This is a genomic window from uncultured Maribacter sp. (assembly GCF_947496775.1).
Classification (GTDB): domain Bacteria; phylum Bacteroidota; class Bacteroidia; order Flavobacteriales; family Flavobacteriaceae; genus Maribacter_B.
In genome coordinates this window covers 120,184-135,802 of the sequence record NZ_CANMDU010000008.1, presented here as the reverse complement: position 1 = coordinate 135,802, position 15,619 = coordinate 120,184, and the positions used below count along the sequence as shown (strand labels likewise).

At 34.9% G+C, this 15,619-nt stretch carries 9 protein-coding genes; 4 read left to right on the top strand and 5 right to left on the bottom strand.

The window, feature by feature from the left end:
- Window positions 1–10 precede the first annotated feature (10 nt).
- Together Q0856_RS13380 and murQ are read left to right on the top strand one after the other, a co-directional pair.
- Complete coding sequence (locus tag Q0856_RS13380; RefSeq protein ID WP_298480501.1) at window positions 11–760, top strand: DeoR/GlpR family DNA-binding transcription regulator; 750 nt, start codon at window positions 11–13, stop codon at window positions 758–760.
- 4 nt (window positions 761–764) lie between these two features.
- Entirely contained in the window at window positions 765–1,574 is an 810-nt protein-coding gene (gene murQ, locus Q0856_RS13375) for an N-acetylmuramic acid 6-phosphate etherase (RefSeq protein WP_298505835.1), read from the top strand.
- Window positions 1,575–1,580: 6 nt separating this feature from the next.
- Here murQ and Q0856_RS13370 read toward each other — a convergent pair whose 3' ends face one another.
- A complete protein-coding gene (locus Q0856_RS13370) occupies window positions 1,581–1,982 on the bottom strand; it encodes a cytochrome c (protein WP_298505832.1) in 402 nt (133 codons plus the stop codon).
- Window positions 1,983–1,990: 8 nt separating this feature from the next.
- Entirely contained in the window at window positions 1,991–3,118 is a 1,128-nt protein-coding gene (locus Q0856_RS13365; protein ID WP_298505829.1) for a PQQ-dependent sugar dehydrogenase, read from the bottom strand.
- A 140-nt stretch (window positions 3,119–3,258) separates the two neighbouring features.
- Here Q0856_RS13365 and Q0856_RS13360 point away from each other — a divergent pair, with 140 nt between their 5' ends.
- Window positions 3,259–11,817 carry a T9SS type B sorting domain-containing protein gene (locus Q0856_RS13360; RefSeq protein WP_298505826.1) on the top strand — a complete coding sequence of 2,853 codons (8,559 nt, stop codon included), beginning with the start codon at window positions 3,259–3,261 and terminating at the stop codon, window positions 11,815–11,817.
- 27 nt (window positions 11,818–11,844) lie between these two features.
- Here the strand turns inward: Q0856_RS13360 and Q0856_RS13355 are convergent, their stop codons facing one another.
- Genes Q0856_RS13355 through Q0856_RS13345 form a run of 3 tightly spaced genes read right to left on the bottom strand, consistent with a single transcriptional unit; the run spans window position 11,845 to window position 14,801 of the window.
- Entirely contained in the window at window positions 11,845–13,038 is a 1,194-nt protein-coding gene (locus Q0856_RS13355; protein ID WP_298505823.1) for a class I SAM-dependent methyltransferase, read from the bottom strand.
- A 7-nt stretch (window positions 13,039–13,045) separates the two neighbouring features.
- On the bottom strand, window positions 13,046–14,146 hold the full coding sequence (locus tag Q0856_RS13350; protein WP_298505821.1) for an AI-2E family transporter: 1,101 nt from the start codon (window positions 14,144–14,146) through the stop codon (window positions 13,046–13,048).
- A gap of 4 nt (window positions 14,147–14,150) precedes the next feature.
- Window positions 14,151–14,801 carry a DUF4159 domain-containing protein gene (locus Q0856_RS13345; protein WP_298505818.1) on the bottom strand — a complete coding sequence of 217 codons (651 nt, stop codon included), beginning with the start codon at window positions 14,799–14,801 and terminating at the stop codon, window positions 14,151–14,153.
- 38 nt (window positions 14,802–14,839) lie between these two features.
- On the opposite strand from Q0856_RS13345, the gene Q0856_RS13340 reads away from it, so the two are divergent.
- Window positions 14,840–15,619: a DUF1223 domain-containing protein gene (locus tag Q0856_RS13340; RefSeq protein ID WP_298505815.1), complete on the top strand. Its 780-nt coding sequence runs from the start codon at window positions 14,840–14,842 to the stop codon at window positions 15,617–15,619.

The window sequence follows — 15,619 nt, the reverse complement described above, 5'->3', positions numbered from 1 at the left end:
TAAAGTAACCATGTTAAAAGAGGAAAGGCATATTGCAATACTAAATGAGGTTGCCTTACATAATAGAGTACTTTTAATGGATCTTGCGGAAATCTTAGATGTTTCTATAGACACAGTAAGAAGAGATGTTAAGGAACTAGATGCAGAAAATAAGTTAAAAAAAGTTCATGGAGGAGCAATATCTCTTGGCTTTACAAATAAGAGTTTTCCTAATGAGAATGTATACGCACTTCCTGAAAAAATTATTATTGCTCAAAAAGCGATTTCTTTGTTAAAAGATGGTGCTGTAATATTCGTAGACGGCGGAACTACTTGTATGGAGTTAGCAAGATTGATACCGGATCATCTTAAACTCACTTGTTTTACCTTAAGTTTAACGGTAGCAATGGAATTGCTGGAGAAAGAAAATATTACCGTTATTTTTGTGGGAGGACAAATATCTAAAGATGCACAATTGGCATTGGGAGCGAATGCTATTCATAATTTATCCGAAATAAAAGTAGACTACGGATTTATAGGTACTGGTTATGTGGATGCTTTACATGGTTTAACGGAGTTCGATTGGGATATTGTACAAATGAAAAAAGCGGTTATTAAAGCATCAAAGAAAACAGTTTTATTGTCTATTTCAGAAAAACTGAATTCGCAACATAGATATAAGAGTTGCGATGTAAATGCTATTAATACCATGATTACGGAGTTGCATCCAGAAAATGATTTATTGAACCTTTTTAGAAACAACGATATACGCCTTTTATAAAATTATGAGTTATAAGAAAATTACAGAATCTCCATCGAACCACAATGACTTAGAACTAATGGATACTGCTTCTATATTGGCAGCAATGAATGATGAGGATAAAAAAATAGCAGATGCAGTTGAAAAGGTTATTCCTCAGATTACGGAGTTAGTAGATGGATTGGAAGAGAGATTTAATAAAGGAGGACGTTTATTTTATATAGGAGCGGGGACAAGTGGCCGATTGGGTATTTTGGATGCTTCTGAAATTCCACCGACATTTGGAATGCCACATGAACGAGTGGTTGGTTTAATTGCAGGAGGAGATACAGCAATACGTAAAGCGGTAGAAAATGCAGAAGACGCTACTAACCAGGCTTGGAAAGATTTAGAAGAACATAAAATTACTGCGATAGATGTGGTGGTTGGCATAGCAGCTTCAGGTACAACTCCTTATGTTTTGGGAGGAATACAAGAAGCCAAAGCAAATGGTTTACTTACTGCTGGTATAACAAATAACCCAGGTTCTCCGTTAGCAGAATTATCTGAAATTCCTATAGAAATAAACGTAGGTCCTGAGTTTGTAACCGGTAGTACTAGAATGAAAAGCGGAACATCGCAGAAATTGGCTTTAAATATGATTTCTACTGCTTTAATGATACGAATAGGGCGCGTTAAAGGAAACAAAATGGTGAATATGCAACTTACCAATGATAAATTAGTGGATAGAGGAACCCGATATATTATGGAAGGCCTTAATGTTTCTTATGAAAAAGCAGAAGAATTACTGAAAGAGTTTGGGTCAGTTAAGTTGGCAATAGATTCGCAAAAGTAGAATTGTTTACTCTGTAATTTTAGAGACTTCTTCTGGTGTTACCATTTTGTTACTTGTATTCTCCCAAGAATTTAAAATGTAGTTCATAACATCTGCAATTTCTTCATCTTCTAGGCCAAGTGCAGGCATGCTATTATTATATATTAAACCGTTTACGATAATTTCTCCTTGCTGGCCATATTTTAAACCTTTAATACTTTTATTTCTATTATTTAACAAATAGTCTGATTTTGCAAGAGGAGGAAAAGTAGAAGGTATGCCTTCTCCGTTTTCTAAATGGCAAGTAACACAAAAATCAGAATAAACTTCTTTTCCGCGTTGTATACTTTCTTGTAAAGGGGTTTGTTGTTTTAAGAAAGAAAAACTAATAGTTATAAAAAGAACATATAGGGTTGCGAAAATTTTCATTCGTTAATTTATTTTTTAGTATTAGGAATTAATTTGTAAATGCCTTTTCCCTCTATAGCTACGTATATGAAGCCATCCGGAGCTTGTTTTACAGCTCTAACTCTTCCTAAATTGGGTATAAGTTTTTCTCGATATATTACTTTATTGTCTTTTAAAACGAGTCTTTCTAAATATTGAAATTTTAGAGAACCAACTAAAAGATTTCCTTTCCACTCTGGATATTTATCAGAAGTAACAAAAGCCATTCCACTAGGCGCAATAGAAGGAACCCAGTAGTGTATTGGTTGTTCTGTTCCTTGCATTTCTGTTTTGTCGGTTATCGTTGAGCCACTATAATTTACCCCGTAAGTTACCATAGGCCAACCGTAGTTAGCTCCTTTTTTTATGATATTTATTTCATCTCCACCTTTAGGACCATGTTCATTATTCCAAATTCCCCCTGTTTTCGGATGTATAGCTAGTCCTTGAGGATTTCTATGACCGTAACTGTAAATTGCGGTCTTAGCACTGTCTATACCTATAAATGGATTGTCTTTAGGAATTCTTCCGTCATCATGCAGTCTATATATTTTTCCTCCATCTCTTTTTATGTTCTGCGGATTTATATCACGAGCACCACGTTCTCCTATGGAAAAGTATAAATAGTTGTCAGAATCAAATACAATTCTAGATCCAAAATGTTGTCCCTTTGTGGTATTTGGTAATGCTTTATAAAGAACTTCTTTTTCTATTAACGAGGTGTCTTTTAGTTTAGCTCGCAATATAGCAGTGTGCCCACCTTTTTCTTTGCCTTTAGGAGAGGCAAAAGACATGTAAATCCATCCGTTTTCTTTGTAATTAGGGTGTAGCTCTACATCTAATAATCCGCCTTGTCCTCGAACATAAACTTCAGGAATATTGCCTATTTTTTGTTTTTTATCGTTTTTAAAGAGAATTAGTTCTCCTTTTTTTTCTGTAATTAATATACTACCGTCTGGTAGGAATGTAAAGCCCCATGGAACCTGCAGTTTATCGACGAATAACACAGGTGAATATAAGTTTTTTTTTGGCGTATATATCTTGTTTCCAGTTTTTTGTGAAAACGTCAAATTGTGTATTACAACGAAAAAATAGAAATATAGGACACTTTTTTTCATAGATCTACGTTAGAAATATATTAGAAATGTAAGAAAAATTATTGTTTAAAAATAACTAGAATATATAAGTTTAAAGAATTACACCAAGAATGTTTGGAGTTCCCCAAATTCGAAACATTTTTTAAAATACGACTTAACCTATGCTCCCAAAAAAAACCAAGTATATCTTATATGCTTTATTTTTTGTGTTTGCCTCAGTAGTTTCCACCACAGCTATTGCAAATACTAAGGTTTTTAAAATGATTCATGAAACAATCATTTTAAAAGCTAGTTCTTCTGAAGATGCAACTGAAAAACTTATAGATAGTTCTGATTCTTTTAGTTTTAATAAAAAAGATGCTTCGCCAAGTTTAGCTCCGATGTTTACTACCATTGTACAAGGAGCAGATGAAGAAGTTGGTTGTAGTACCAATGGTTTAACTGTGGCAAGATTTAATCTGTGTGGGGATTTTGACGATAGAATACTTAGTCTGTCTGGTGGGCCATATGCTTCAGTACAATGGCAAATTTTGGGAGGAACTTGTTCAGCTGATATTAATGAAGATTGTCCCGATACAACCATTTCTTGTTATACTACAGTTTCAACAGATCAGACATATACTCTAGATGCCAGTGCAATATCAGCAATAACAGGGTCAGAGTATAGAGTAATTGCAGATGGGCAACAATTTTTTATTAAAGTAAAGAAAAGTAGTATTACGCAAACTTATGTTAAACAAGATTATATATGTGGGGTAGATGGTAGAATACAAATAACAAACCTTTCTAGTGCATATGAGTTTAGTATTGATAGTGGAAGTGGTTTTGGGCCATGGCAAGGACCAATATTTGATAATTTAACACCAGGCACTTACATAGTTAAAGCCCGTTTACAGAATACACCTAATACTTGTGAGTATCCTTACGAACCAATAATTATTGAGCAGTTAGATTTAGATATTGAAGCTACCTTTGTAGATGCGCAATGTAGTGGAGAAACTGGAAGTATAACAGTTACCGCAAATAATGTACCTGGACCATATAAATATACTTTGTTAAATTCTAGTGGAGTTGCTCAGGAATTTACAGCCTTTATACCAGATAACCCATATACTTTTTCGGCAGTAGGTTTTGGAACTTATACGGTTCAGGTAGAAACACAACAATGTACTGGGGACCCTTTAAATGGAATAGACCCTCCAAGACAAAATTTAGACACGTCTGGAAATCCGATTGTAATTGGAAACGGATTATTGGCCTTAGATGCCTCTACAGAGGTAAATAGTAGTTTTGGTTGTTCTACAATTTCTAGTGTAGATATAACAGTTAATACTTCTGGGGGTGCACCACCGTATACTTTTATAGTTAATGGGGCAGGGCCTTCTAGCCCTTCTTATACAGGAACTACTACTTATACAGTTACAGCTGCTGGATCTTATGATTTTTTAATTACGGATAGTAATGGATGTACAATAACAGCATCTTCTAATGTAGAATCTTTGCTTTCGCCAGATGTAACGGCAACTGGAATAAATGGAACTTGTTCTAATGGAGGAGCAAAAATTAATTTTAATGTGGTTGATGCTAGAGGATATAATTTGTCCTATAGGGTAAACCCATTAGACCCTTGGGTTACAACGAACCAAATTTCTGTGCCAGCTACACCTGGAGGAACACCTTATGAGGATATAGAAGTGCGTTATCAGCAAGGTGGATTTGAGTGTACTATGCCGTTAAATGATGTTACTGTAAGTAGTGTTGGTGTAATTACCGGTACTGCAACAAAGGTATCAGATAGAACTTGCGATGGTTCTGGAGGTACAATAGGAGGACAAATAGATTTTGGCCCTGCTAGCGGTGGTTCAGGAAGCGGTTATATATATAGTATTGATGGAACAAACTTTACAGCAACTACGTCATATACAAATTTAGTAACTGGTACATATACTCCAATGATAGAAGATGGAGGTGGTTGTAGATTGGAGTTAACACCTATAACAATCTTAGATGTAGACCCACCAACCGATATAGATTTTGTAGCTACTAATAGTAATTGTACGGCAAATACAGTAGACTTACAATTGGTTCCTACTCTAGGAACAGGAGGAGCTACAATTGCCAATTTTTCTATTATTAGTCCTATAATAAATGATAATGGAGCTAATGATACTTTTGTTGCTTTAGATGCCACGCAATCCTATATTTTTCAAATAAGAGATAGTAATGGTTGTACTTATACAGAAGGTTATAGCCCAGTTTTAACAAGCTCTATAAGAGCTAGAGTAAAATCGGGTGGAGATTTACGTGTTTGTAATGGAGCAACCGATGGTACGGGAACTTTTTTAATAGATGGTTTTGCAAGCAATTACACGTACGATATTAATGGAGGATTATTTAGTGGAGGACCGCAAAATGATGGAGAAGTGGTGCTGCCTTTATCAGGTCCAGGTACCTATACTATTACAGTTACAGATACCGATACAGGATGTACAGATACCAGCTCTTTTGATATATTAGAAGCAGCTCCATTATCCTTAGCAGGTGCTGTTGTTGATATGAGCTGTGCTAATGGGAATATAGGTAGGGTAACAGCAACAGCAACTGGTGGTTGGGGCGCTTATAGGTACACTTTAACTCCACCCAGCGGTCCAGTACAAGGACCAAAGTCTGGAAGAACATTTAATAATTTGTCTCTGGGCGGAGCATATGTATTATCTGTGGAAGATGCAGAAGGATGTACAGCTACTTTTAATTTTAGTTTAACTCCTTTGAGTGCCCCTAGTATTAGTTTAGACACTGGAGCATCTGATTTTTGTTATGTTGCAGGAACAGGAGCTACAGCAGTGGTAAATTCAACAGCTGGTTCAGCTGCTATAGGAACTCATCAGTATAGAATTAACGGAGGTACATTACAGGCTTCATCTACTTTTACAGATTTAACTCCTGGAAACTATTCTATAGAAGTTGTAGATAGTAATAACTGTTCGGATACAGTTAACATAACAATAGAACCGCAGTTAAGAGTAAATATTAGTTTGGTAACAGAAATTCCTTGTGGAACAAACGACGGTAGGATACGAGTTAATGTAAGTGGGGGATATACACCAGGATCGCAATATGAGGTTAGCGTTGACGATGGTAGTACGTGGGGAGCACCAACTGCATTTACATCGAACAACTTTAATTACGATACAAGGATAGACGGTACGTACAGGTTTAGAATTACAGATACTAATACCACGAATACGGGGTGTATTGCAATATCAAATCCACTTATTGTTAATCCACCTGATCCAATTGCTGCAGCTGCATTAGATACTAGAGATGTAACTTGTGGGCAAACAGCAAATGGAGCAGTAACAATTACTCCAGATGCAACAAGTGGTGTGCCTCCTTATGAAATTAGTTTTAATGGTAGTGCATTTACTCCACAGACTGTATATTCTAATTTAGCTGTAGGAACCTATCCTTTTACAGTAAGAGATGCGAGAGGTTGTATAGTGAATCAAACTGTAGATATAGTTTTGGATACTACGCCAACACCAGATACAGATGTAGTAGAAATACCCGCTACATGTGCAGCAAGTGTTTTAAGCGGAGGCATACGTATAAATAGTGTAACTAATGGAGCTGAAAATTTTAGTTTTATTATAGAAGATAATACTGGAACGGAAGTTGCGCGCCAAGACAATGTAACCAGAGCAGCAGCTTCTTCTTTGGATATTTTTGATGTAGATTTAATACCAGGAAGCTATACCGTAATAACCATAGATGCCAACGGTTGTACAGATATAGATACAGTTACTATAACAAGTAATGAAGTTTTAATTACTCCTATTCCGCCACCAGCACCAATAACGTGTGATGATTCTGCTTTTACATATGCCGTTGCGGTAAGTGGAGGGTCTGGTCCTTATACTATTAGATTGTCTAATCAACCAGCATTTTATGCTTTAAATAACACTCCAGGAGCAAATAACCATACTTTTGATAATGCTACAGATGGTATAATATACGGAGTAGCATATACGGTTGAGGTTAATGATACTGGTACTGGTTGTATTTACGAACAAGAAATACTACCAATAGATGGTCCGTCTACACTAGATGTAACTGCTAATTCTACCCCTGGGGCATGTGATGTAAATAGAAATGGAGAGATAGCATATGAAATTACAGGTTTTACTATTGGTGATAATTTGAGAGTAGAATTACTCAATAATGATGATAATACTGTTACTGTTCTACATAATTCAATAACAACAACAGCGGATCCTTTTGCAGATACTTATGCGGAATTGGCAGGAGATTATCAAATTTTAGTTACAAATTTAACAGATAGTTGTACAGCTGCTGTGGGAGTGGTAATTGACCAAAATTTACCATCCATAGATATATTAACTCAAGAACCTGCAAATTGTAATGCTTTAGGGCAAATTACAGTACAAGGTAGAGGTGGCAATGGTGGACCTTATGAGTATGCTTATATGAATAATGGTGTTGTGCCAGTTTACCCAGGAGATTATACAACGAATACAACTTTTGTAGCTGCTAATGGTGATTATGATGTATATGTTAGGGACGTGAGCGGATGTACTTCATTTGATATTGCAACGGTAATATTACTAGAGCCAAATTTACCAACTCCAATCTTTAATGTTGTTAATCAATGTAATACAAGTGCTACATCTTTCGATATACTTGTTCAAATGCCTAATACAGTGGATACACCAAGGTATACTTTAGGTGGTGTGGAGGCTTTTCCCGTTATTAATGGTGCTTTTTGGGAACATACTTATACGGTAAGTAGCCCAGGAGATTATGTGGTAGATGTAATAGATGCTAATGGGTGTACAGGGCAAGGAACAGCTACGGTCTATGATTTTTTAGCAGCATCAGGAGACTTTACAACAGAATCTACTTGTAATGCTGCGGATGGTATAATTACTATACAAACAACTGGAGGTAGTGGTTCTTTTACCTATGATATTACGGGAACAGATTATACAGGAGGTGCATATTCTGCTCCTCAACAAACTAATAATCCTGTTTTTACAGGTCTTTTGCCAGGAAATTATGAAGTAGTAGTAACAGATTTATTAGGTGCTAATTGTGCTTTTACAGTAACAGATATAATTCTTAATAGAGCTGCATCACCTGCAATTTCATCTCAAGGTTATACAGATATAAGTTGCCATGATGCGGATGATGGTACTATAGAAATTGTAGTGGATCCAGCAGATGTTTTAATTCCCTTTACATCTGAAGATTTACCTTTAGAATATATTCTTACTAATTTAGATACTGCGACAGAAGAGTCGCGTAATAATACTGGATCCTTTACCGGTTTATCAGAAGCTAATTATGAGGTAGAGGTCGTAACAGCGAGAGGTTGTTCCGTTACTTCTAATCAGCATCAAATTGATAATCCAGCTGATTTTTCTCTAACAGCTGCCGCACCAGATTTTGCATGTGAACCAGGTGCAAATAGATTTAGTTCTACAACATTAACCGCTACCGTTTCAGCTGTAAATGTAGGAACTGTTGGTAGTGGATATCGTTATAGTATTACAGGTTTTTCTAATTACCAAACTTCAAATACATTTGAAATCGTAGATAACGGTAGTATACAAAATATAACCGTTTATGCCATAGATGGTAATGGTTGTGAAGCAACAGCTGATGTTATAATAAATCCACCAACAGGTGTAGTTCCAAATATAACCAATATAGTTCCTTTGAATTGTGCAGATGACGAAGTGGTTACTATCAGTGTTACAGGGACAACGAACTTTACGGTATCCACAGTTTCTGCAATTGCTGTAGCACCGGTTTCTTCAGGAGGAAGTTCTTCAGTAGATATAGCATTGCCTGCTTCTGGAGATTATATATTTGAAGTTGAAGATCATACAGGAGGGTGTTTTTATCCTTTACCTGTTCATACCGTGATAGATCCAATACGCCCAACAGTAATTATAGCAGAAGCTAAACCAATAAGTTGTTTTACTCCTGGTAATGATGGTGAATTATCTATATCTGTTACTGATTATACAGGGCTTTATGATTATAGAGTATTTAGAGGAGATGATCCTAGTAAAACAACAGCCATAGCCTCAGGAACAGGTTTAAATACGGCTAATAATCCAGAAATAATTGCAGGATTAGCAGGAGGAAATTATTTTGTTGAGGTAACTTCTACGGGAACGCCATTTTGTGATGGAGATAGTAACGTAGCTACGATACGTACTCCTAATGGAGATTTACAGGTAACTGCTAATGAAATAGGAAATACAAGTTGTAATAATAACACTGGTAGAATAGAAGCTATTGGTTCTCAAGGTTGGGATACGTCTCCTTATGAATTTAGATTGTTAGAGAGCGTAGATGGTGGTACAACCTATCCAAATGAAATTGTAGCATATTCTAATCTTAATGATTTTGAAAATTTGTCAAGTGGTGATTATAGAGTAGAAATAAGAGATGTAGAAGGCTGTGTAAGTGATGTTGATATTACCTTGGCTGTGGTACCGCAAATAGATGCAGGAATAAGGGAGCCGCAAGGATTACAATGTCCTAGCGGAAACAATGCAGTATTAGAAGCTTATGATCCAACAAGTGGTACATCTACTACTGCTACACCAGGAGCATCAGGAGGTTTTCCTGGAGCTGGTTATAATTATAGATTATTGTATTTAAATAGTAATAACAATACAGATATAGCTTCTGCAAGTGGACTTCAAAATTCACCTACTTTTATAGGCGCTACTGGCGGATTTATTAGTGCAGGTTGGTATGCAATTGAGGTCTCATCTAGTTTTGGATGTGTATTTGTTACTACTCCTTATTACGTAGATCCACCGCCACCAGTTGAGCCGATACTTGTGCAAACACAAGTGCCTGGTTGTGGAGGTCAAGGTGAAGTGCGTTTGTCTATAGAAAACCCAGAACCTTCCTTTGTATATGAATATTTACAAATAGAAAATGGGGTAGCAGTAGGGACTTATACCGATATGGTAGGGACTTCTGTTCTTATTTTAGGAGATGCAGGTATTTCTTACCAATTTGATGTTAGAAAGAAAAATATATTAAACACTTGTTTACCTGTAAGATCTAATGGTATTACCATGACCGATGCAACTGGTATTACTATATTACCGAATCAAATAGATGATATTTCTTGTGCATCGGAATTAGATGGAAGAATAGAATCTTTTGTGAATGGTGGAGTCGGGAATAACCAGTTTATATTGTATGTAGGTGATCCAGTTGACGCTTTTTCTCCCGCAGCATCTGCCACAGTTTTTAGAGGGCCGCAACCAGATGGTACTTTTGAAGGGCTTCCTGAAGGTAGTGATTATTATATTGCTGTAACTAGTGGGGCTACTTGTAGTGACATTAAAGGACCTTTTGAAATTATAAGACCTGTGCCTATTTTATTTACGGCAAATGAAACTCCTGTAACTTGTAATGGAGAAGAAGATGGTTCTATTACTGTTGAAGTGCAATCAGGAGGGGAAGGGTTGCTACAATTTGCTATAGGTCCACATTTCGATGAGTTTTTTAGTGATCCATTAACTCCGAATGCATATATTTTCGATGAACTTGCGGCTGGTGATTATGAGATTCTCATTAAGGATGACAATGGTTGTTTTGAAAAAGACTTCATAACGGTTACGGAGCCTAATGTCCTTGAGGTAACAAATCTAGTTACAACCCCAGAGTTGTGTATTGGAGCAAATGATGGTACTTTAATTTTTAATATTGTAGGAGGAACCCTATTTAACGATGTATTAGTACATCCGACTCCATATTATGAATATAAATTAGAGAAAATAAGTCCTGTGGATGAAACAGGAACCGGTGTCTTTGCACCATATGACGGTACATCAATTCAGAATTTAGAAGGAGGGGCATCTTACGCATTGTATATTCAAGATGTTAATTTGTGTGCCGTAACGGAAGTTGTAACTATCAATATAGGCGTAGATTTAACTGCAGAGCCAATTATTGAATATGGTTGTGAAGGAATTTTTCCTAATAGTACGGTTACTATAGAAATGCAAGAACAAGGTTTAATGTCCGATTTGCTTTTCGCCTTAGATCCATTAGATCCTACAGATCCAGTAACTGCTTTAGCAGGGACGGAGAATGTTTGGGGGGATTTGGCTGAAGGAGACCATACGGTTTATATATACCATCAAAACGGTTGTACAAATATTGTAGATTTTACAATGGAAGCATATGATCCTCTAATACTAAGTGCAATTAAAACAGCGCCTAATGAATTAACGGCAACTGCTGAAGGTGGCTATGGAGGGTATGAATTTTTCTTCCAAGGGGAATCTTTTGGTACAAACGGAGTTTATACTACCAATGAAAGTGAATTGGTAACAGTAAGAGTTGTGGATCAAAACGGGTGCGCGGCAATAGTATCTGTTCCCTTTGAATTTACTGGAATGTTAGATATACCAAATTTCTTTACTCCAGATGGTGATGGAAATAATGATATGTGGTATCCAAAAAATAGAGAGTATTTCCCAGATATAGAAGTTAAGATTTATGACCGCTATGGTAGAGTTGTAGCAATACTTGACAATGTTAGTTATTGGGATGGTAATTATGAAGGTTCACCAGTACCAACAGGGGATTATTGGTATGAGGTTAATGAAAATAATAAAAGCAAGAACCAATATATAGGGCATTTTACTCTATATAGGTAAGTGTATTACTACGTTTCAGAGTTGTGTCTAATTTTTAAGACTTGCGACCTTAGAACATAGTAATACAGTTAATGCGTCCTCTAGGTTCCTAATAAAGAATAGGTAAATAGAACCCCCTTCTTTTATTTTATGTTTTTTACGAATGTCAGCAACATTTTCAGGGAAGTTTCTAATGGTTATGTTTGCTTTTTTTATGCCCAGTTTTTTTATTGCCCGTTTATTATAAGGAATAATACTGTCAATATTAAATATTCTTCCCGGGAAATTTAGGAGTGTTGTATGTGTATATAAGTGTGTATTTGTATGAAGCTTAGAAAGATCAAGTTGTTTACTTAAAGTTTTAAAAGCACCGGATTTTAATATTGAAGCATTGGGCTCGTAAAGATATTTCAAGGGTAATGAAAATTTAGCTTTATTTTCCTTTTCTTCTTCTAAAATATAGCTAAATAAATCTTGCTTCTTTTTTGAAATATTTACTGCTATTACAGAAATATTTCCCGAATAATTTTTTTCTAAAACCCATAGGAGTTCTTTTACTTCATTTTCTAAAGCTACAACGTGAATTTCTTTGACATTTTTTAATTCAGATATTCCTATGGAAAAATCTAATAGCGGAGAAGTTTTAATTAATATGTTTTTGGATTTTCTGAAAAAGAAATCTAGATGGAGAGGAACATCAGGAAGACAATCGGATAGCATAAAAACTTTTCCTTTACTATCGTTTCTTCGAGAAGGGTCTATATAAATCCAATCGAAATTAGAGGCCTTATTTTTTAAATATTCAATACCATCTAAAGGTATTGTTTTAATGTTTTTTGCATTAAGAATATTTAAATTATAAGATGCAATACTAGATAGTTGTTTGTTGATTTCGCAATGAAAAACTGTCTTCATTTTACTACTAAAATAATAGCAGTCTATACCGAACCCGCCGGTAATATCTATTACAGATGTACCGGTTAGGATTGAAGTTTTGTATTCTGCAGTTTTTTCAGATGAGGTTTGCTCTATGTTTAGTTTGTTGGGGTAATATATTTTAGATGTTTCGTACCATTTGGGGAGTTTAGTTTTACACTTTTTCTTGGCTTCAATTTGCTCAGCTAACTCTTTTGGAGAAACATTGGGGAATGTTGATTTTTTTAATAGTATAGAGGTGATTTCTGTGTTTATATTTTTCTTTATAAATTCTTGAACACCAGTATGTAATAGGTCTTTATTCAAAGTTGATCTATAAATTTTGTGTTAAAGATTTTACAAGCTTGTTTTCGGATAAAAATTCCTTTAAAATAACTTTTATAGCTGTATATCCCGGTACAGCAACAATCATTCCTACTACTCCAAAAAGTAGTCCGGCTATAATAATAACTAAGAATATTTCTAGAGGGTGCGATTTTACACTGTTAGAAAAAATGAAGGGTTGTGAAAAGAAATTATCCACCAGTTGCCCTATTGCCAAGCCAATTAACACGTAGCCCGCCTTAGGTAAAATTACGGTGCTAAAATCTGCGCCTAAATTACTGGTCATAGTAAGTATTACCATAAGTACCCCTCCAATGATAGGGCCTACATACGGAATAACATTAAATAATGCACATAGAAAAGCAATGACTATAGCATTTTCTATACCAACTATTAGTAATACAATAGTGTAGATTACGAATAAAATAAATATTTGTAAAAGTAAACCTAGAAAGTATCTGGATAATAAATTATTGATTTTATCAATGGAATTTACGGTGCCTTTTTCCTTTGAGTTCGGTACAAACATTAGGAGGCCATTTTGAAATAACTTACTATCCTTTAAAAAGAAAAAAGAAATAAAAAGAACAGAGAATAACCCTATACTTGCAGAGCTAAGGATATTTAAAAATGAGTTAAGAAAATTAGGGATAAATCCAATATTAAGACCGCTTAAAATGTTTTTTTCAATATGCGCTTCCTGCAAAACTTCATTTACTGCGACCGTAGATAATCCTAAATAGGTAGTTATCTCTTTATATAAAATATTTAAATTATTTTGTAAGTCTTCAATATTTAACAGGGAAAGATTTTTTCCTTGTTCTGATATTAAGGGAACAAACAAGGCTATTATTCCTGCTAATATTCCAACCATAACAAGCATAGATGTAATAACTGCAATAGTGTTCGGGAATTTTAGTTTTCGCCTTAAGAATAAAACAATAGGTCTGCCTATTAGGGCAATGACAGCAGCAATAGCTAAATAAGCTAAAACAGATTGAATTTTATATAAAAAATATAACACTAATAGTATAGCGGTGAAAATACCAACCGCTCTTAAAATTCCATTAGAGATTGTCTTAGAAGTCATTTTACTAATGTTTAAATGCGTAATTTACAATATTTGCTCCCATTTTAAGTGCTTTTTCTCTTACTACTAGCGGGTCATTATGTACTGATGAATCTTCCCAGCCATCCCCTAAGTCAGATTCATATGTAAACAAAAGAACAAGTTTTCCTTCGTGGAAAAGGCCTAGAGCTTGCGGTCTTTTATTATCATGCTCATGGATTTTTGGTAAGCCGTCAGGGAATGCATATTTATCCCTAAAAATTTCGTGCTCGTTACCAATTTCTTCTAGTTGCTTATCAGGAAAAACTTTAGATAATTCTTTTCGTAAATAAGGTTCCATGCCATAATTATCATCAATATGTAAAAAGCCACCGGATAATACATAATTTCTTAAATTTTCGGCTTCATCAGCTGAAAAAACGACATTCCCGTGTCCAGTCATGTGTATAAAAGGGTATTGAAAAATAGCAGCACTGCCAACCTCCACAGTTTTTGGTTTTGCTTTGATTGTAGTATTTATGTTGGCGTTGCAAAATGTTATTAAATTAGGCAATGCAGTAGGGTTTGCATACCAATCGCCACCACCATTATATTTTAGTACTGCTATTTCTTGACCAGAGCAAATAATAGTCATAAGAAAAGTTAAAATTAATAGCTCGGCTGTAAGTTGTTTCATGGAGACTCGTACAATTATATAAATCAAATGTAATAATTATGATGCTTAAAAAAATTATAGTTCTATTAATTATTGTAATAAGTCTTGGTTTTATGGCCTTTGTTACACAAGAGTCTTGCTATGAAACTAAAAATATTTATGTTGAAACAGATTACGAGCCTATTGTTGTTTTAGAATTATTTACATCGCAAGGTTGCTCTAGTTGTCCTGCTGCGGATGTTTTGTTAGATGAAATTAAAAATTCTAACCAGAAGAATTTTTACGTAATGTCTTACCATGTAGATTATTGGAACTATTTAGGTTGGAAAGATCCTTTTAGTAAGAAAGCTTATAAAGAAAAGCAAAGTATGTATAATTCTAAGTTTAAGTATAGAGGAAATTATACGCCAGAAGTTGTGGTTAATGGCAAAACTCATTTTGTTGGATCTTCTAAATATAAGATGTTTAATACTATAGAAGAGTGCAAAAAGAAAAGGTCATCAAATAAAATTGAAATAAACGAGCTTGTTGTAAATGACAACAAGTTAAAGTTTAACTATACTATTTCTGGAGGCATAAAAGAGAAAGCTATAAGAAGTGTTCTTGTTTTAGATGAAAAAGTAACTTTGGTTACAAGAGGGGAGAATAAGAGCAGAACTTTAAAGAATTCTAATATTGTAGTAGCTGAGGAAACTTTAGATTTACATAAAAATACCGGAATTCAAGAAATAGTTATACCTAAAGAAGTAAGTATAAAAGATTCTTTAAGTTTAATACTTCTTGTAGAAAATAAAGTTTTTGATATTACAGGAGCTGTACAACAGGCTCTTGCAAGGTGA